The organism is Citrobacter amalonaticus Y19 (genome assembly GCF_000981805.1).
Taxonomy (GTDB): Bacteria; Pseudomonadota; Gammaproteobacteria; order Enterobacterales; family Enterobacteriaceae; genus Citrobacter_A; species Citrobacter_A amalonaticus_C.
On the sequence record NZ_CP011132.1, the window covers coordinates 3,124,438 to 3,143,400 of the forward strand.

The 18,963-nt window shown below is 48.4% G+C and carries 14 protein-coding genes, 1 other RNA gene and 1 pseudogene; 10 read left to right on the forward strand and 6 right to left on the reverse strand.

All coding sequences use genetic code 11. The features are described 5' to 3' along the window. The first annotated feature begins 16 nt into the window (after positions 1–16). The 5 genes from F384_RS14365 to F384_RS14380 all read left to right on the forward strand — a co-directional run bounded on the left by F384_RS14365 (position 17) and on the right by F384_RS14380 (position 6,572). Positions 17–1,423: a TolC family outer membrane protein gene (locus F384_RS14365; protein ID WP_046485444.1), complete on the forward strand. Its 1,407-nt coding sequence runs from the start codon at positions 17–19 to the stop codon at positions 1,421–1,423. After that, entirely contained in the window at positions 1,420–3,606 is a 2,187-nt protein-coding gene (locus F384_RS14370) for a type I secretion system permease/ATPase (protein ID WP_046485445.1), read from the forward strand. Before F384_RS14365 ends, F384_RS14370 begins: the two co-directional genes overlap by 4 nt. Further along, positions 3,587–4,777: an HlyD family efflux transporter periplasmic adaptor subunit gene (locus tag F384_RS14375; protein ID WP_046485447.1), complete on the forward strand. Its 1,191-nt coding sequence runs from the start codon at positions 3,587–3,589 to the stop codon at positions 4,775–4,777. Before F384_RS14370 ends, F384_RS14375 begins: the two co-directional genes overlap by 20 nt. Before the next feature lie 61 nt (positions 4,778–4,838). Then, positions 4,839–5,201: a transfer-messenger RNA gene (gene ssrA, locus F384_RS28260) on the forward strand. A 183-nt stretch (positions 5,202–5,384) separates the two neighbouring features. Continuing rightward, complete coding sequence (locus F384_RS14380) at positions 5,385–6,572, forward strand: integrase domain-containing protein (RefSeq protein ID WP_046485449.1); 1,188 nt, start codon at positions 5,385–5,387, stop codon at positions 6,570–6,572. 22 nt (positions 6,573–6,594) lie between these two features. Here F384_RS14380 and F384_RS14385 read toward each other — a convergent pair whose 3' ends face one another. The 4 genes and pseudogenes from F384_RS14385 to F384_RS14400 all read right to left on the reverse strand — a co-directional run bounded on the left by F384_RS14385 (position 6,595) and on the right by F384_RS14400 (position 11,251). Further along, positions 6,595–9,174: a DEAD/DEAH box helicase gene (locus F384_RS14385; RefSeq protein ID WP_046485451.1), complete on the reverse strand. Its 2,580-nt coding sequence runs from the start codon at positions 9,172–9,174 to the stop codon at positions 6,595–6,597. 105 nt (positions 9,175–9,279) lie between these two features. Continuing rightward, positions 9,280–10,119 carry a DUF1837 domain-containing protein gene (locus F384_RS14390; protein WP_226991594.1) on the reverse strand — a complete coding sequence of 280 codons (840 nt, stop codon included), beginning with the start codon at positions 10,117–10,119 and terminating at the stop codon, positions 9,280–9,282. Positions 10,120–10,391: 272 nt separating this feature from the next. Further along, positions 10,392–10,670 (reverse strand): annotated as a pseudogene (locus F384_RS14395) (phage polarity suppression protein); the annotation flags it as partial. A 314-nt stretch (positions 10,671–10,984) separates the two neighbouring features. Beyond that, positions 10,985–11,251, reverse strand: a complete 267-nt coding sequence (locus F384_RS14400) for a helix-turn-helix domain-containing protein (RefSeq protein WP_071162392.1) — start codon at positions 11,249–11,251, stop codon at positions 10,985–10,987. A 498-nt stretch (positions 11,252–11,749) separates the two neighbouring features. On the opposite strand from F384_RS14400, the gene F384_RS14405 reads away from it, so the two are divergent. Both F384_RS14405 and nhaC read left to right on the forward strand, forming a co-directional pair. After that, the gene (locus F384_RS14405; protein ID WP_052746931.1) at positions 11,750–12,976 is read left to right on the forward strand and encodes a trans-sulfuration enzyme family protein; all 1,227 of its coding nucleotides are present in this window, start codon (positions 11,750–11,752) and stop codon (positions 12,974–12,976) included. Continuing rightward, on the forward strand, positions 12,973–14,412 hold the full coding sequence (gene nhaC, locus F384_RS14410; RefSeq protein WP_046485455.1) for a Na+/H+ antiporter NhaC: 1,440 nt from the start codon (positions 12,973–12,975) through the stop codon (positions 14,410–14,412). Before F384_RS14405 ends, nhaC begins: the two co-directional genes overlap by 4 nt. A gap of 149 nt (positions 14,413–14,561) precedes the next feature. Here the strand turns inward: nhaC and F384_RS28990 are convergent, their stop codons facing one another. Both F384_RS28990 and F384_RS14420 read right to left on the reverse strand, forming a co-directional pair. Continuing rightward, the gene (locus F384_RS28990) at positions 14,562–15,314 is read right to left on the reverse strand and encodes a helix-turn-helix transcriptional regulator (RefSeq protein WP_162200244.1); all 753 of its coding nucleotides are present in this window, start codon (positions 15,312–15,314) and stop codon (positions 14,562–14,564) included. 75 nt (positions 15,315–15,389) lie between these two features. Continuing rightward, complete coding sequence (locus F384_RS14420) at positions 15,390–15,815, reverse strand: winged helix-turn-helix domain-containing protein (protein ID WP_046498184.1); 426 nt, start codon at positions 15,813–15,815, stop codon at positions 15,390–15,392. A gap of 678 nt (positions 15,816–16,493) precedes the next feature. On the opposite strand from F384_RS14420, the gene F384_RS27990 reads away from it, so the two are divergent. From F384_RS27990 to F384_RS14435, 3 genes are all read left to right on the forward strand, one after another. Beyond that, positions 16,494–17,291 (forward strand): winged helix-turn-helix domain-containing protein, encoded by a 798-nt coding sequence (locus F384_RS27990; protein ID WP_052746932.1) that lies wholly within the window; start codon positions 16,494–16,496, stop codon positions 17,289–17,291. Continuing rightward, on the forward strand, positions 17,288–17,761 hold the full coding sequence (locus F384_RS14430; protein WP_046485460.1) for a hypothetical protein: 474 nt from the start codon (positions 17,288–17,290) through the stop codon (positions 17,759–17,761). Before F384_RS27990 ends, F384_RS14430 begins: the two co-directional genes overlap by 4 nt. Before the next feature lie 573 nt (positions 17,762–18,334). Beyond that, positions 18,335–18,901 carry a fimbrial protein gene (locus tag F384_RS14435; RefSeq protein ID WP_046485462.1) on the forward strand — a complete coding sequence of 189 codons (567 nt, stop codon included), beginning with the start codon at positions 18,335–18,337 and terminating at the stop codon, positions 18,899–18,901. Positions 18,902–18,963 lie beyond the last annotated feature (62 nt).

Here is an 18,963-nt window from a genome sequence, read left to right on the forward strand (position 1 = left end):
CAATTAGGGAAGAAAGATGGGAAAACGACCGCTTACATTCTGGTGGCTGGTGGGAAACCTGTGCGCTGTCCCCGCTATCGCGGCCGGGGAGACGCCCCGCATCGCCCCGCAACAGTGGGTTGAACAACAGGAACTACCCGCGCTTGATGGCCCGATGCCGCTGAGCGGCGACAGCGCCGCCCCCGGCGAACTGACCCTCTCTCAGGCGGTCAATCGCGCCGTCAGCTGGCATCCGTCGATCGCGGAAGTGGTCGGCAAACTGTACGCCCAAATCCAGCAGGTCGATGTCGCAAAAGCCAAATACTATCCGCAGGTTAACGCCGGGATGAACAACGGTTATACCAACAGCTATTCCGACAGCGGATTTAGCCCATCGCTGGTGCTGTCACTGTCGCAAATGCTCTATGACTTTGGCAAAGTCGCAAGCCAGGTGCGGGCAGAAAATGCCGGTGTGGCGCAGGAACAGGCCAACGTGCTGGTGAGCATTGATACGGTCAGTCATGAAACGGCGACCGCTATCGTGCAGGTGCAGACCTGGCAACAGATGGTGGCGGTGGCAAAAGAGCAACTGGATGCCCTGAGCGCCATTGGCAGGCTGGCGAATCAGCGCAACGACGAAGGCGCCAGCTCGCTATCGGACGTGGTGCAAACCGATGCGCGTATCGAAGGCGCGCGCTCCCAGCTCGTGCAATATCAGGCCAACCTTGAAAGCTCGCAGTCGACGCTCATGACCTGGCTGGGCTGGAAAAACCTCAACGCCATCAGTAACGAGTTCCCGCAAAAGCTGAGTCGCAGTTGCGAACTGGCAAAGCCAGACGACAAGCTGGTGCCTTCCGTGCTCGCCGCCTGGGCGCAGGCTAACATCGCCCAGGCCAACCTCGACTACGCCAACGCGCAAATGACGCCGACGGTTTCGCTGGAGCCGGAGGTGCGGCGCTATCTCAACGATAACTACGCCGGGCATGAGTCCGTTGATCGCACCCAGTATTCGGCGTGGGTGAAAGTAGAGATGCCCATTTATCAGGGCGGAGGCTTAACCGCCCGTCGCAACGCCGCCAGCCACGCGGTGGAATCCGCCCAGTCGGCAATCCAGCGTACCCGGCTGGACGTGCGCAAGAAGCTGCTTGCGGATCGCAGTGAAGCGATGAACCTGGCGACCTCGTTACAGATCCAGAAGCGTCAGGAGACGTTGAGCGAGCGGACGCGCGAACTGTATCAACAGCAGTATCTCGACCTCGGCTCCCGACCGCTTCTCGACGTGCTTAACGCCGAGCAGGAGGTCTATCAGGCGCGCTTCGCACAGCTACAGACGGAGAGTCAGTTGCATCAACTGCAGCTTAACTGTCTGTACAACACCGGTCAGATGCGCCAGGCCTTTGGTCTGGAAAACCGCACGATCCAGTCAGTGGAGATCCAGCCATGACCCACGCCGACATCCCTGGCGACGAACGCATCACCGCACCGGCGCTGGCTAACTGGGCGCGGGCGATGAGCCATATCGCCGCCCATTATCGTATTGCCTGTTCTCCCGGCGCGTTACAGGCAAGCGCCCCGTGGTTCAAAGATAAACCAATGCCGCAGGCGCTCAGTCAACTGGCCCGCCAGGCCGGACTCTCATTTGAGCCGCTGGCCCCCACGGAACAATCGCTCACCCGCTGGCGTCTGCCGGTGGTGATCCAGCTCCAGGACGGTGAACTGGTGCTGGTAGAACAGTTTGATGGCGAAGACCAGCTTGACGTCTGTTTTATCAACGGCGAACTGCAGCGCAACCGGGTTTCTCTGCGCGATCTGCTGCCGACGATCCGTTTCATCATCGCCTTCCGCCCCCTTTCCGCCGTGAAAGACCGCCGGGTGGACGCCTACATCTCACGTTTCAAACCCGACTGGCTGAAAAGTCTGGTGCTGAAAGATCTGCGCCCCTATGGCCCGGTGATGCTGGCGGCGCTGCTGATCAACATCCTGTCGCTTTCCGGGATCATCTTCTCGATGCAGGTGTATGACCGGGTGATCCCCGCGCAGTCGTGGCCGTCGCTGTACGTGCTCGCCGCTGGTGTATTGATAGCCATGCTGTTCGGTTTTCTGCTGCGACTCGCCCGCGGTCACGTTATGGATCTGTTGGGTAAACGTGCCGATATGCGGGTGTCGGATCGCGTATTCAGCCACGCGCTGCGCCTGCGCAACAGCGCGATCCCGCGTTCTACCGGCAGCTTTATTTCGCAACTACGCGAGCTGGAGCAGATTCGCGAGATGGTGACCTCCTCGACCATCTCCACCATTGTGGATCTGCCCTTCTTTTTCCTGTTCATCGTGGTGCTGGCGATCATCGCCCCGCCGCTGGCGTGGATCGCTCCGGTCGCCGCGCTGCTGATGATCCTTCCCGGTTTGCTGCTGCAAAAAAAGCTCGCGGAGCTGGCGAATCAGTCGGCGCACGAAGCCACGTTGCGTAACGCCGTGCTGGTCGAAAGCGTTCAGGGGCTGGAGGATATCAAGCTGATGCAGGCGGAGAACCGGTTTCTGCAGCAGTGGAACAGTTATATCCGCATCACCGCCGAGTCCGGGCTGCGCACCCGCGAGTTGTCGCAGGGATTGATCAACTGGGGTGTCACCGTCCAGGGACTGGTTTATGCCGCGATGGTGATGTTTGGCGCCCCGCTGGTGATTGAAGGCACCCTGACAACCGGTTCGGTGGTAGCGGCCTCGATGCTCGGTTCGAGAATGATCGCGCCAATGGGCAATCTGTGCGGCGTACTGGCGCGCTGGCAGCAGGTGAAAGCCGCCAAAAAGGGGCTGGACAGCATTATGGAACTCCCCACCGAGACCCAGCGCGACGAAACGCTGGTGCATCAGGAGATCTTTCACGGCCACTATCTGTTCGAGAACGCGCAGTTTCGCTATCACAGTGAAGACCAGCGAGTGCCGCTGCGCATTAACCGGCTGGAGATTGCCGCCGGTGAACGCATCGCGGTGCTCGGGCGCAACGGTGCGGGCAAATCAACGCTGTTACAAGCGCTGGCAGGCGGTGTGGAACTGGTCGAGGGCGACGCGCGTCTTGATAACCTCAGCCTGACGCACATCGATATGGCCGATTTACGCCGTAATGTCGGTCTTCTCAGCCAGAATGCGCGCCTGTTTTTCGGCACCTTGCGTGAAAACCTGACGCTGGGCGCCCCACATGCCAGCGACGACGAGATTTTTACCGTGCTGGAAATTTGCGGCGCAGCCAATTTCGTGAAACGGCTGCCGAAAGGTCTCGATCACCCGATTATGGAAGGCGGCAACGGGCTATCCGGCGGTCAGCGGCAGTCCATCATGCTCGCCCGCATGCTGCTGCGCGCACCCAATATCGTCCTGCTGGACGAGCCCACCGCCTCGCTGGATGAGCATTCCGAACGCGAGTTTATTCAACGGCTGGGACAGTGGCTTGGCAATCGCACTCTGGTGGTCGCCACCCACCGCGTACCGGTACTTGAGCTGGTCGAACGGGTGGTGGTGCTCAAAGAGGGGCAACTGGTGATGGACGCGCCGAAAGCGCAGGCGCTGGGGCAAAGTCGAATGGCCGCGCAGGCCAACACGCGGGAGTGGAAAAATGAAAACCAGTCAGCCTGAGGCCCCTCTGGACGCGCTCGACGACAGCCGCGAGCGCGAATTTTCGGGTGCCAGCCGCATCATCTGGCTCACCGGTATCTTGTGTCTGCTCCTCGCAGTGTGGGCGTGGTTCGGCATTCTTGATGAGGTTTCGACCGGCACCGGCAAGGTGATCCCCAGTTCACGCGAGCAGGTATTACAGTCGCTCGACGGAGGGATCCTCGCCGAACTGATGGTGCATGAGGGCGATCAGGTCCAGGCGGGACAGGTATTGGCGCGGATGGATCCCACGCGCTCGGAGTCTAACGTTGGCGAGAGCGCGGCCCGCTATCGTGCGTCGCTGGCCTCCAGTCAGCGCCTGACGGCGGAGGTGAGCGACAAGCCGCTGGTCTTTTCTGACGAGCTGAACGCCTGGCCGGATCTGCTCGCCTCGGAAACGCGACTCTATACCAGTCGCCGCGCGCAACTCGCCGATGCGCAATCTGAGCTCAAAGAGGCGCTGACGTTGGTGAATAAAGAGCTGGCGATCACCGAACGACTGGCAAAAAGCGGAGCCGCCAGCCACGTTGAGGTGCTGCGTTTACAGCGGCAAAAAAGCGACATCGGCCTGAAGCTTACGGATTTGCGTTCGCAATATTACGTCCAGGCGCGCGAGGCGCTGTCCAAAGCCAACGCCGAAGTGGCCATGCTCTCGGCCATCATTAAGGGACGCGAAGATTCAGTGACCCGCCTGACCATTCGCTCTCCAGTTCGCGGTATTGTGAAAAACATTCAGGTCACGACCATCGGCGGCGTGATCCCGCCAAACGGCGAGATGATGGAGATCGTGCCAGTTGACGATCATCTGCTGATTGAGACGCGCTTGTCGCCGCGCGATATCGCCTTTATCCACCCCGGTCAGCGCGCGCTGGTCAAAATCACCGCCTACGATTACGCCATCTACGGTGGTCTGGAAGGCGTGGTTGAAACCATCTCGCCGGATACCATTCAGGACAAGGTGAAGCCGGAAATCTTCTACTACCGCGTCTTCATCCGCACCCATCAGGACTATCTGCAAAACAAGCTGGGACGCCGTTTTTCCATCGTACCGGGCATGATTGCGACAGTGGATATAAAAACAGGTGAAAAAACCATCGTCGACTATTTAATCAAACCGTTCAATCGGGCGCGAGAAGCGCTGCGCGAGCGGTAAATCCTTGAGGATTGGGCTGGAAAGGGCTGTCACAAGTCTGTTATACTTGTCTTAACACATTGGGGCTGATTCTGGATTCGACGGGATTTGCGAAACCCAAGGTGCATGCCGAGGGGCGGTTGGCCTCGTAAAAAGCCGCAAAAAATAGTCGCAAACGACGAAAACTACGCTTTAGCAGCTTAATAACCTGCTCTGAGCCCTCTCTCCCTAGCTTCCGCTCTTAAGACGGGGATCAAAGAGAGGTCAAACCCAAAAGAGATCGCGTGGAGGCCCTGCCTGGGGTTGAAGCGTTAAAACTAATCAGGCTAGTCTGGTAGTGGCGTGTCTGTCCGCAGGTGCCAGGCGAATGTAAAGACTGACTAAGCATGTAGTACCGAGGATGTAGGAATTTCGGACGCGGGTTCAACTCCCGCCAGCTCCACCAAATCATGATCCGGATACGTCCGGTGAAGTACAGAAAGCCCGCATGGCACAAGCCCTGTGGGCTTTTTTGTGTCTGTCGTTGTCCGAGAACATCCGGCTAAATCCAGAGAAAATTGGTACACGTTTAGGTACACGCTATACTGTGGTCCATTAAACGTGTACCAATTATGAAAGGGATCCAAACATGGCGCGCATTACACGCCCCCTCACTAATAACGAGATCCTTAAAGCTAAGCCCCGAGAAAAAGACTTCACTCTCCATGATGGTGACGGCCTGTTCTTACTCGTCAAAACATCTGGAAAAAAACTCTGGCTCTTCCGATACCAGCGTCCTGTAAGTAATAGCCGCACCAATCTGAGTCTCGGTTCATACCCTGCCCTTACGCTCGCAGCAGCTCGCCAAATACGCGACCAACATTTAGCTACGCTCGCGCAGGGGAAGGATCCACAACAGCAGCAAGAACAAGCGTCAGAACAACGCCAGATTGAATTAGACAGCATTTTCTCAACTGTGGCCGCTAACTGGTTCCAGATGAAAAGCAGAAGTGTCACAGAAGATTATGCAAAAGACATCTGGCGTTCTTTGGATAAAGACGTGTTCCCTGCTATTGGTGAGATACCTGTTCAGGAGATAAAGGCCAGAACGATTGTTGAAGCACTTGATCCAATCAAAGCACGAGGGGCACTGGAGACAGTTCGCCGCCTGGTACAGCGCATTAATGAAATAATGATTTATGCGGTTAACACAGGTCTGATTGATGCTAACCCGGCATCAGGTGTTGGAATGGCATTTGAGAAACCCAAAAAGCAAAATATGCCCACGCTACGACCAGAAGAACTGCCGAAACTGATGCGTTCCTTGGTCATGTCGAATCTGTCTGTTCCGACTCGCTGTCTTATTGAATGGCAGCTCCTGACCCTAGTGCGCCCTTCTGAGGCTTCCGGTGCTCGATGGAAAGAGATTGATCTCGAGGAAAAGCTCTGGACGATTCCAGCCGAACGGATGAAGGCTAAGCGGGAACACATAGTTCCTTTATCACCTCAGGCTTTAGATATTTTGGAAGTTATGAAGCCTATCAGTGCTCATCGTGAACATGTTTTTCCCAGTAGAAATGATCCAAAAAAAGCAATGAATAGCCAAACAGCCAATGCCGCTTTGAAACGTATTGGATATGGTGGCAGATTAGTAGCTCATGGCCTGAGATCAATTGCTAGTACTGCTATGAATGAAGCTAATTTCAATCCTGATGTAATTGAAGCAGCTTTAGCTCATACTGATAAAAATGAAGTACGAAGAGCTTATAATCGCTCAACATATCTGGTGCAAAGAAGAGATCTAATACATTGGTGGGGTTTATTTGTAAAACAATAATGGAGGGTTACCCCTCCATTATTTATAATTCAATCCCATTAACGATTGAGTAAATTTCCATTTTTACTAATGCAGGTAAATCATCAAGTAGACTGCTATTTTCATTAATCCATTGCATACAAGATAGCTCATCTAAATTATCACTTGTAATATACTCAGATATCATAACGGCTGACGTTCGTGAGAAACCTAAGCTAATCAGAGATATTTGCGTCTTTATACTTACTCCAAGTTCTAAAAAAACCCCTACATCATCAATGTATTCGACAAGGTCTGCCCGACCTTCAGAAATATAAAAATACCTTAATAGATCATTATAGCAAGAAAGTAATTTCGGGGCTTGATACCTAGCAACTCGCTCTACATCCTCCATAACGTTTCTTATTACAGAAGGTTCTTTGTATTCTTTCTTTTTCTTTTTAAAATAATCTATTCTTTCAGATATCAATCTTGCTAGCGGATATCCCCTCATCCATTTAATGACCAGTAGGGCAAGAACAAATGCACCTTTAGAATTATATCCTAACTCGATGCTCATCGTGTCAGATATACGTGTAAATGCTGCGACATATGAGGATAAAGCATCATCGCTTGACGGGTCAGCTAAGAGTAGGTTTTCTAAATTATCTTTATCACAGTCACAAAACCTATTCCACAAACTTTGCATTAATATTGGGCTAATGCCTGGATTACGAGTTACCACCTCAAGAGGGAAACTCAATAAATCCAATACTTCAGTAATTTTAGCATCCAATTCGTCTAAGTTTTCTAAATTATACTTTTCAATGTAAGGATTAAAAACCAGCCCATCATGAAGATAATGTGAAATACATAAATAACTAAGTAACCCCTGCAATTTTGGGTTTGCTCGTGTCATTCCATAATGATGAGGTGAGTCAATGTATTCGTAAATAGAATTAACCTCGTCATGCAGTGAGTCTGTCGCACGAATTATTTTAATATTTTTCTTACTAATTGGAGGAGTACCATTCCATATTCTTTCATTATTAGTGTCAACACAAATCACATTTCCTTGAAATTCTTTCCCCCATCGTCCAGCCCTACCGGCCAAATTCCAAAAGTCATCCTCTTGCATAGGTTTTCCACTACCTTTTTTAGGCCCGCGAATAAAAATATTTTTACAGGCCAAATTTACACCTTCTACTAGAGTGGAAGTACAAATTAAATATTTTATTTTCCCTTTACTAAATAACCTCTCGACCTCAGTCTTTATTATTAATGGCATATTCCCATAATGAAATGCAACCCCTTTCCTCAAAGTAACATTAAGCGCAAATCGTTCATGAATAACTTTCTCGCTTAACTCAATCAAGTTTAAAACATCTTCATCCTCAGTATCATAATTCAAACCATCTGCAATTTGTTTAGCCGTTTTTTCAGCATCAGCAGCGCCGTTTACATAAACTACATTACCTGAAGCATGTCTTCCCAGCGTAAGTGCGACAAAGGACAATCTTTTACTGTCCGAAGACGGCGTATTTTCTAAATCAAAATCCCCTATAAATTGCCGTTCGCCTCTGAAAAAAAAGTACATCCGCCATTTTTTAGGCGTATTTGGGCGTTGTTCCACCCAAATTAAATTTTGGTTAACAGTAACATAGCTACTTTTTATAACGCTTGTTTTTCCTTTATATGGTGCATCTGATAACAATAGTTCAGGGTTGGAAGTAAAAGGGCTAGCGAAAATAACTTTAATATGTCTATTCCTTGCACATGTCATTTCCAATACATACTGCAAGAATATACCTCGGAGAGAATCACCAATTTTATGAGCTTCATCTATTATTAAAAGATCTACTATCGGCTTTTCATTCAGAGAGTTATAAAATATATTAAGCCTTTCTTGAGTGAATATGAAAACATTTGTCTTAGAGTTGTCATAAGCAGTTCTAAGAGGCAAGGTTTGTATATTAATCACTCCGGTTCTATATGGGTCAAGTTGTGTTACGATAGACTCAAACACCTCACTAATTAATGCTCTCGTAGGTACCAGATAAACAATTAAACTTTTATCTCTTTTGAAAATATAGTCCTCCACCCATGATTCTAAAATGAAGGATTTACCAACTGATGTTGGAGCAGAGACACTTATCCATTCGTTTTGTTGAGCACTATCCCAAAATTCAGATTGAAATTTGTTTGCATAAATAAACTTATCATTTCCAATCTCTATTGTATGTTCAATTTTTCGCTTCATGGCTTCAAGCTGACCAGCTATAGGTAGCCTTTTCTCAAACCCCTCGCTCAGAAATCCTTTTTCTACTGCTAGCTCTACTGTAGCATTATTTGCCAAAGTATCTAAAATCAATGCGGCACTATCTTTTCTCTGCACATTAACAGAGTTAATTAAACAATATTGAGAAATCCTCAAGGCCGAATCTTGGCAGAGTTCATCATTTGATTGTGATAAAATACTTCCGCAGGTCAATAGATAGCTGATATCCAAATCAGAAATATCATTTTCATGAGATGCCCTAACAGAAGGGAATTGTCCAACTACTGATGCGATAGTTAGTTTCTCTAATTTCTTGATAAAACCTTTATTACGAACTAACCAATTAGGTAGATCTTTCATACTCATGTCACTCTCCTACCAGAGAGGCAACCAATGCCTTTCTAAAACTATCTACTGATGGAAACGGAATTAAAAACACATGTAATGATATCCCATGAATATTTTCCTCAACTATTCTTTTTTTATGCTATCTCTCCAAGTATCAATCTTGCTGCTAAACGAATCAGCCAATCCATTAATATTCAACTTATTGGGTTCAGATGGATAATCATCAATATCAAAACCTACCAAACAAATCCCTCGATATTCTAATTTATTAAATTCAGGCTCATCAGGATCCAAGAATTTTTTTAAGGCAATTTCTAGTTTAGGATCATCAACATTCATAAAGTCGCTGAGTAGTTGAATATCTCTTTCCTCCGCACTGCCACTACCAAATGAACTAGTAATCAAAGGAGATATGCTCTTCATGCATTTATAAATCGCCTGAGTTAAATCAGAATATAACTTTGACTCCCCCCAATACAAACACAATTTCTGGCTCTGATTGTCAACGCCTATATGTACGCCGTCTGCACCGTGGTAATGCATTTCTGGATTTGTTTTAAGGTTCATTTTGCAAATTATTTGTGGGAGTTTTAGGAATTTCTCCGCAAATAAGAACAGTATTAACTCCCCACCCTCACCACTATTTGAAAGGCTGGTAAACAATCCCATAGCCTGCATAAATAATTTAGTAATTTTAAGGGTTGATCCTGTATCACGCTGATATTGCATCGCCTCATTTATCTTTTTACGAGGAATTGAGTAGTCGATCACTTTCCCAACTAGAAATTGAATAAGTGCATTGATTTTGGGGCGTCCATTTCCATCTAAATTGATACAATGAAAGTGGCAGGATGCAGAAGTTCCCTCAATCAAATAATCTGATTTAATTTCATGAAAGTAGCTATAAATCGTATCGCCATCATCCCTTAACAACTTCTCTAACGCAGTCTGTAAAGCATCCATAACACATCCTATGCTGTAGCCCCCCAATCGTGACTTAAAAGATAACTCTTATTGATTTTTAATGAAATAGATGGCGCGCAATGCTCTCCCCGCCACGCCTGCCCGCTTTATAGGGCAGTTTTTATGCAGGTGCATGAACAGGCTCAGGCCGCGCCGGTACTGGCGTGGCGGGGGAAATAAAATACGGGAATTTGCATGCAAAACCATGCACCTTATGGATGCATGGCTTTTTTCGGGAAAAATAGCGGAATTTTCGGGGATTTTTTTGCGTGCTACCGTGCGGCCAGTTCTGCACGTCGGCGGGTGTAAATCAGGTTCTGTGCCGGGGTGAATTTCTGGCGATTATCATCCCGCGAGGCCGCATCAGGCCTGAATCCGATGGCCGTTAAAATATCGCTGTCCTGTGCGGAATAATTAATTTCATTTCCTGCGGCCAGCCAGACGGAAAGGGGTTCACGGAGATATACCATCGAACGGTCAAGCGCGCGATTTTTTATCATCGCGGGCTGGTTTTTAATCCCCATCAGCTCCGGTGCCAATGTTGCCGCCAGCACCAAAATTCTCCATCGGTGATTACCAGAGTCATCCGATGAAGTCCTAAGAGCCCGCACGGCGCAAGCCCTGCGGGCTTTTTTGTGCCTTCATTTTGTCCCGCGAAGTCTGATGCTAACTAATTAAATCCGAACCTTTTAGGCCCATTGATAGGCCCAACGAAATGCTCTATTGTTTTCGTTGGGCCTAAACGCATGGAGACTCCCCATGGCAAGAAAAACCAAACCATTAACCGATACGGAAATCAACGCCGCCAAACATCAGAAAAGCGTCGCAAGGCAACCCCATCGACTCTAAGCAGCCCTGCAATCACCTACTCCACTGTACGGTGGAGCTTCCTGTACCGATGGTAGCGTAAAATCAACTCAGCCAGGTCATCCTCCACCGCATAAAAATAGGCCTCCGGCACATCGAGCACCGCCGCTATCTTGCGCACCAGCCGAAAATCGGGCGCATGGACTTCGTTCTCATATGAACTTATACGCGCACTAGCCGACTCTTCATCCAGCCCGGCGCGCACGCCGAGCTCCGCTTGTTTCAGGCCTGCATTTATTCTGGAAATTTTTAATCGCTTACCCATCACGGCTTTGGCCCAGCCTCTGTTCAGAAACCAGAATTATCGCTCTCCCTGTCAGGTCAATCTTCAAGTTTAACCATACTAATTCAATGGATACTTGAATTTACATGAACTAAATAACAGTTTTTAAGAACCAAACACCCCATCATGATGCGGTCAAACCGGCATCGTCACTCCGGCGCATCACGCCCCGCGCCGTGAGTGACAGAACGCATTACCGCGACACCTGACATGGAGAGTTGTTTATGCCTGTTGAATTACCTATGCCCGTCCTTTCGACGGCAGCAGGAGGACATCCGCTGAAAATCGGCCCTGCTGCCTGTCTTATCCCTTTCACGCTCACCGTAAAAACCGGGCCACCACGCCCCGCGCGCTAAAGCCAATAACGGTTTAAGCGTTTCACCGTTTCATAAGACCCAAAAATTAACAGGCTCAACGACGCCTGCGGCCCCGCCTTCGCATCGTCCAGCCTGCCATGCATCACACATAAGGGAATTAACGATGGAAATCAGTAACATGTTTCTCAAAAACGATGATGTTGCCACTGACGATAATCTGGCCTGTTCCGGGCTGGATGAACCCCATGAACGCTACTTTGGTGCAGTCAGCGCGCCAATTATCCAGACCAGCCTGTTTGTGCAGAAAAACTACCAGGCCTACTGCGATGACATGCAACATGAAGCCGAGCGCTATATTTATTCGCGCGGGTTAAATCCGACGGTACAGATGGTGGAAGATAAGCTGGCAAAGCTTGAACGCGGCGAGGCCTGCCGCTGCTTTGCTTCGGGAATGGGCGCCATCAGCGCGGTGTTGATGGCGAACCTCAACCACGGTGATCACATCATTCTGGTCAACAACGTCTATGGCCCGACTCAGGCATTAGTCCGCCAGATGGCGGAAAAATTCGGCGTGAAATACGATATTGTGCTTGATGGAACGCTGGAAAGTATCGCCCGCAAAATCACTCCCGCCACCCGGATGATTTACACCGAATCGCCCGGCACCATGACGATGAACATTGTCGACCTGGCAGCCATTGCCGCGCTTGCCAGGGCGCATAACATTACCACCGTTATCGATAACACCTGGGCCACGCCACTGTTCCAGAAGCCATTGACGCTCGGCTTCGATATCGTCATTCACTCCTGCACCAAATATCTCGGCGGTCATAGCGATTTAATTGCCGGGGCGGTGATTACCTCCCACGAGCGTATGGCCGCCATCCGTGACTTCTCCCACCAGTTGCTGGGCGCGGTACTGTCGCCGTTCGCCGCCTGGTTGCTGTTACGTGGGCTGCGTACGCTGCCGGTGCGGATGCCTCGCCATCAGGACAATACCCTACAGGTGATTGAGTACCTGAAAACCCGCCCGGAAGTGGAAAATATCCGCCATCCCAGCCTGGTAACCCCGGCGCAGCAGTCCATTATCCGCAGGCAGATGTACGGTTTCTCCGGTCTCTTCGCCTTTGAAATTCGCGGCGGAAATTTCGAAACGGTGAAACGGTTTATCGACGCCTGTCGGGTATTTAAGGTCGGCTGTAGCTGGGGTGGGTACGAAAGTCTGATTATCTCCCCCAACCGGGGCTACAACGAGCCTGCGCTCGCTGCCGACAACATCGCCTCCGGCCTGATACGCCTGTCCGTAGGCCAGGAAAGCCCGGCTCTGCTGATTGCCGACCTGGACGCCGCCTTCGCCGCCATCGCGGATATGTCTAAAGGAGATAAATGATGGATGCCAGGAAAGAACCGTCATTCGGTTCCGCTCTCTGCCTGCTGGCGGTGATATTCTTTATCTTTGCCATCGGTATTGGCCTGCTGAACTACCCGGTCGAGTTCACGCTGCTCTGCATCACTGCCGTCACCTGTTCCTACGCCCGTTACTACGGCGGAAGCTGGAGCGAAGTGATGACATCGCTGATCGGGAAAATCAAGGATGCGGTGCCTGCCATTTTGATCCTGTTGTCCATCGGAATGCTGATTGGTTGCTGGATGGTCTCCGGCACTATTCCACTGATGGTCAATTACGGGCTGGCCGCCATCAATCCGGCATACCTGTACCTGACAGCGTTTCTGGTCACCGTCTGCATCTCCACGTTTACCGGCACCTCATGGGGAACGGCGGGCACCATCGGCGTGGCGCTTATGGCTGTTGCCTCGGCGATGGACGTATCACTGCCGGTGACCGCGGGAGCGGTGATATCAGGGGCCTATTTCGGCGACAAACTCTCACCGCTCTCCGATACGACCAACATGGCCGCCATTGCTGCCGGAGCCGACCTGTACCAGAGCATCCGCAATATGCTCTATACCGCGCTGCCAGCTTTTGCGGTTGCCTGCTGCGGATTTTACGCCCTGGGCAGTCACCTTCACGGCGGCACCGGCGAACAGATGGCGGCCATTGCGGTAATGAAATCAGCGTTGTCGCAGTTGTTCTGGCTGAACCCGCTGCTGCTTTGTCCTGCGTTGCTGGTGTTTGTCGGGGCCATCAAAAAATGGGACTCGGTGATTGTGTTGGTTGCCTCGGCGCTGTCCGGCATCGTGCTAGCGGTACTGTTTCAGGAAATCACGCTCACCGATATCATCAGCGCGGCCATCAACGGTTTTAAATCAGACATGCTACCCGGCCTGCACGGGATGGCGCTGGATGAGGCGACGAGTCGAAACATCAACGTACTGCTCAACCGGGGCGGCATGTACTCGATGACCGGCCCGATAGTGGTGATGCTGTGCGCGTTTATGTTCGCCTCGGCACTGGACGTGTCGGGGGCGCTGGCGGTCATTCTCAGAAGCCTGGTGAAAAAGCTTAATACCATCACCCGAACCCTCCTCGCGACTATGCTGACCAGTTCGGTTCTGGTGGCCTGCACCGGCAATGCGGTAATCAGTTTCTTTATCGTCAAGAGCATGTATGACCCCTGCTATAAGGAGAAAAATCTCCATATGGTCAACATGTCACGCGCCATGGAGTCCGGCGCCACGCTGCTGGAAGGGTTGTTTCCGTGGACAATATCGGGGATGTTTATGGCGAAAACCCTCGGTGTGGCGACGATGGATTACGCGCCGTATGTGCTGTTTAATCTGTCATGCCTGCTGATAGCCATCATATTTGCCATCATTCCTCGCTGGACGAGCTTTGGCACCCGATATGTGGCGACACCGGTATAACTATCACACGGCCTGCACATCAGGCCGTTTCCCTCAACCTCTGACAAAACACAAAACCAGGCAACACTACAACACTACAGGGGGCGAATCCTGCCGTCTCACTCGCTCCGTTTTGGTTGACCGCGACAATCCTGTAAACAACACTCACGTTACGACAACACTGTTTGCAGATTATCCACCGTCGGAAACACTTCATCGGAACCGTATATACCGCCAGATTCAGGCAGAAACAGTTTATCAAACGCGTGAATATCAGGTGTATTCACCGGAGGTGAGAATGTAATATCCATTTCGGAATGCTTCAGATAATAAGCTAGCATGTGCATGGCTTCAGGGTATTCATCCCGTATGAATTTGATTAAAAAATGCTGATAATGTGCAAATTCGAAAACCCTGCTAACATTCAATTTATTTATGGTGTAATAGTAATGCACGTAGACCGTTTTCGTTTTCATACCTAATATGCCAGCTATTAGTTTATAATTCAGTCCGAGGCAGACCAGATACATAATGCTGGCTTGCCTGTCCGTTAACTTTGGATCAGAAAACGCGTAGTGCACTGCATCTGTCTGCACATTCTTTAAAATCGCGCTCAAATAATTGATAACATATCCTGCTGAGTAGGTTATATTGCAGGATGGATACCTGGATATGCAGCTTAAGGTACTATGATTACCTTTTAATACGATCACGGGTATTTCCGGGTGTTGATGGCTCAGCAGGTACAATGTGTTTATATTAGCTTTAGCCGACGCTGGTGTGCTGAAATCCAACAGCGCAGCCGTTGGACATTCTTCCTTAAAGAGGTCGCTTAAATCGGTAGTATCAGGGGATACTATCGACCTTTTGCAATTACCCAGCGAACGTAAAGCAAAGTGTAAATAAACATTCTCAGTAAACAAGAAATAACACATTACAACCTCGCGATATAATATAGTCAGTCGTCCTGATATCGTTATCAAGCAGACAATAAATGATTAATAAATAACTTGATCAGCATCACTGTGATTCCCAGCGAAGCTACTTTTTTTGTTCGTGTATAAAATATTAACTAGATTTTCTCTGACATAATAACCTTTAGACTCTACCCGCATAATGAAGTCCTCAGTCACGCCTACCGAGTTTAACTTAATTTTTAATGCGTTCATTACCTGCCATAGGCGTTGGTTGGATGAACTTAATCCGTAGTTATCCCAGACATTTAACAAAATGTCAGAATTACTAATGATATTCCCTTTCGCATTTTCCAGTAAATAGACTAACAGATGAAACATTGTTTCCCTGAGAGTAACAGGGGAATAGCTGTGGGAACGAATGTTTTTATCCACATTGACCAGCATTCTTTTATTAATGTCAAAATAGACATCAGGTTCGATGTAATATCCAAAAATAGTTTTATCCATGGCATCTATCTCTATAAAGTACTGATTAACGCATTGCGATGTACTGACAAGCATATGCCCTTACTTTTTATGCGCATTCTCATTAAAAACAATTAGATTGGCAAACAAATAAGACATCTACCAAACCATAAAGCTAAAACGCTGCCGGAGAACTCAATAGCAGATCTTTATGCTATAGCAGGTCAATAGCATTCTGTTCAGATCGGTTAATGATCCCAAAGAGACTCACCATAAGGCATTGACCATTAAAAAAAACACTCAACCATAATTGATCTATTTGCCGGTATTTTTAGCATGATCAACTATCCAGACTCGCTTCTTTCAATTTAACCCTATAACGACTAAGACTTTTCAGTCTGAAGATACGTTCTCACCGCGGGCTACCAATCTATTGGCGTGAGTTATATTAGCGGTCAATTGCCAGGCAAAAAAATGAATTAGATAAAATCAGAGTTAAAGTAGAGTGTAAGAGAGGTGTGCATTCTGCCTGCGGACAAAGGTGATTTTTATTATCTCTTTATATTTCATATGGTTAATGTCATAAGGCGCCTGTAGAGAGACTTTTACCACATTGATAGCTTCATCTTATTCAAGGAAGGCTATACTATTGATAACAAAATCTAAATTACATTTTTATTTTTTATAAAGTTATAATTTTCATATACATAGAGTCTCTCCATGCCAAACCGGTACATTCTTGACGATCTGATTGAGTTCCTGCCTGACAAGTATCAGTTAGTATCCCGCCATAGTTCGAACCTCGCCATTACCCTCAATGTTCCGGCAAGTCGTTGCCTCCAGCTTTTACTTGAACGCCGCCACGACCTGGTTCCTCAAAATGATTTTTACCCTTATGTCTGGGGAGATGAGGGCGCATCCGTTCCTGTGAGCACGCTTTATCAGAACATTTCTTTATTACGAAAGGCGCTTAAGACCTTTTCTGAGGATGGGGATAAGATAATCCAGACGGTTCCCAAAAAAGGGTTCTTACTTGCGAAAGACGTCAACGTTCAGGAGATAGACTTAACCGACGATGTTGACGAGGTAGAATCTGCATTGCCGGAAATTCCCCACTCTACGGCTCAACAAAGCAGCACTACCGCAGAAAAAAGCGTCTTTAAGAATCAATATCCCCTTAAGCTTTTCTTTCTGATAAGCGTACTGGTGTTATCCATTGCCGCTGGGCTTCAGCTATTTTTATGGGGATTACCCACCGCGTTAAACGACATTTACACGCAGAAAATGAACATATCGGGTTGTTCTGTTCATACCAATTATAAATTTACGACAACGGAAGTCAGCAAACAGATCAACGATAACAACATTGATTGTAAACAAACACCCTATGTGTATTTATACACGGCCAGCCTGCAATTCAATATTCATTCATCATTGCTGTTGTGCAAACATCCGCTGGAAAGTGACTTACCGTTTGACTGTACGACTTACAATATTCTGGGAGATGCGGCACGATGAATCAGAAAGTACTTAATGTCGCCATGAGTCTTATCATTGGCCTTCTGGTGATCGTCAATATCTACCTTTATCATCAACACCGGCTTCTGGCACATTTCGAATGTCAGGGATACACCACCGTTAAAAATGAAAACTATATCTTTAGCATGAGAGCATTTCACTCTATTGATGGTAAATCAGGTCAAACCGTTATCGAAGGAGAACTGAAGAAAAGAAACGGTGAGAGTTTGGGCTATGTACAGAAGGTGGCCTCTTATGACGCCGAACAGCGAGGTTCCAGGGTCTATATCAAGAACAACTCAAATGCTGAGATTGGAAATCGCTCAGAACTAGACCCGATACTCAAAGATTTACTGCCAAGTTATTTCTTTTACCATAACTCAAAAAACACCATTACCGTTTATCCGGCAGGTGATGGTGGGTATCTGATTGGAAATAATCAGTATATCTATTTGTACTGTGCTAAATAGTCGCACGCTGGTATTGTGCTAACGGCTAAAGGCATCCGGCACATGATCTATCGGTCGTGCTGTTTATTTATTGTGAAATATCCGTTAAAGATAATCGTTATATTTTCATCCTAAATTCATAATTAAAAAAATACAAAATGCTGAGTTATCCAGAGACATGATATCTCATGCAACAAAATGGCCCTTTCAGACGAACATGTCAACAACAGTGCTTCCCTCCCAACAAAACCTGCACCAATCTCTGTAAAAAATGAAAACGCAATATTTCATGCTGAGGATAGTGAATTTCAGCTACTCATTTGTATAAAAAAATCAATTTCGCTAGCATTCTGGTATTGGAAATCTCAACTTTTCTCTTAATCAATATTTATTGAGGGAAAGTTCAATCCATTGAGGATTAAGGTTATACCAATATCGTTTTAAGAATGACATGGACACTTGTTTATAGCGTTTACGCTTGATGGTCATCATTTGATGAGTGCCCACGCACGCATCGGACGATAATCAAATATAACGTTCTCTATTACAAGGCAAACATGGAATGTATGAAATATAAATCAACATGGAGTTACTATGAATAAATATCTTCTGGCATCCGTTATTGCATTAAGTGTAAGCAGCGGGATTGCCCAGGCTGCTGACGGCACAATTACGTTCAACGGTCTTGTCACCAGTTCGGCATGTACCGCGATTGCGTCTGTTACTGCCGATACTACGGGGACTCCAGGCACCGCCGTTCTGACACTGCCAAACGTCTCAACCGCTACCCTGAACGCCGCCGCCGGGACTTACGCCGGTCAGACGCCATTCTCCATCCAGCTTACCGGATGCGAGGCAACGGTGGCACTGAGTAACGTGCGCGCACTGTTCACAACAACCGGTGCAACCGGAGGCGCTATCACGAACACCGCAACAGCCCCTGTAGCAGCGAACGTGGCTATCGCCATTATGCAACAGAACGGCACGACGCAAATCGACGTGAACGGCGGTTCGGCAAGTGATCCAGGCGTGGCATTACCAGCAAGCGGCTCGCCAGGGCCTGTAACGCTGAATTATAAAGCAGCCTACAAATCCCTGAGCACTGGGGTGACGTCAGGTAACGTCACCGGCGTTGCCGACTTTGTCATCTCCTACTTCTGATAGGTCAGATAAGGTCTGATGTAGATTATCTAAACCACCACGGCAAAATTTGCCGTGGTGGT

Excerpts from the sequence above, each read along its gene's own strand:
- F384_RS14400 (WP_071162392.1), bottom strand. The coding sequence starts at position 11,251 with ATGGGTAAGCGATTAAAAATTTCCAGAATAAATGCAGGCCTGAAACAA.
- F384_RS14430 (WP_046485460.1), top strand. The coding sequence starts at position 17,288 with ATGAATCAGAAAGTACTTAATGTCGCCATGAGTCTTATCATTGGCCTT.
- F384_RS14420 (WP_046498184.1), bottom strand. The coding sequence starts at position 15,815 with ATGGATAAAACTATTTTTGGATATTACATCGAACCTGATGTCTATTTT.
- F384_RS14380 (WP_046485449.1), top strand. The coding sequence starts at position 5,385 with ATGGCGCGCATTACACGCCCCCTCACTAATAACGAGATCCTTAAAGCT.
- F384_RS14375 (WP_046485447.1), top strand. The coding sequence starts at position 3,587 with ATGAAAACCAGTCAGCCTGAGGCCCCTCTGGACGCGCTCGACGACAGC.
- nhaC (WP_046485455.1), top strand. The coding sequence starts at position 12,973 with ATGATGGATGCCAGGAAAGAACCGTCATTCGGTTCCGCTCTCTGCCTG.
- F384_RS14370 (WP_046485445.1), top strand. The coding sequence starts at position 1,420 with ATGACCCACGCCGACATCCCTGGCGACGAACGCATCACCGCACCGGCG.
- F384_RS14390 (WP_226991594.1), bottom strand. The coding sequence starts at position 10,119 with ATGGATGCTTTACAGACTGCGTTAGAGAAGTTGTTAAGGGATGATGGC.
- F384_RS14385 (WP_046485451.1), bottom strand. The coding sequence starts at position 9,174 with ATGAGTATGAAAGATCTACCTAATTGGTTAGTTCGTAATAAAGGTTTT.
- F384_RS14405 (WP_052746931.1), top strand. The coding sequence starts at position 11,750 with ATGGAAATCAGTAACATGTTTCTCAAAAACGATGATGTTGCCACTGAC.
- F384_RS14435 (WP_046485462.1), top strand. The coding sequence starts at position 18,335 with ATGAATAAATATCTTCTGGCATCCGTTATTGCATTAAGTGTAAGCAGC.
- F384_RS14365 (WP_046485444.1), top strand. The coding sequence starts at position 17 with ATGGGAAAACGACCGCTTACATTCTGGTGGCTGGTGGGAAACCTGTGC.
- F384_RS27990 (WP_052746932.1), top strand. The coding sequence starts at position 16,494 with ATGCCAAACCGGTACATTCTTGACGATCTGATTGAGTTCCTGCCTGAC.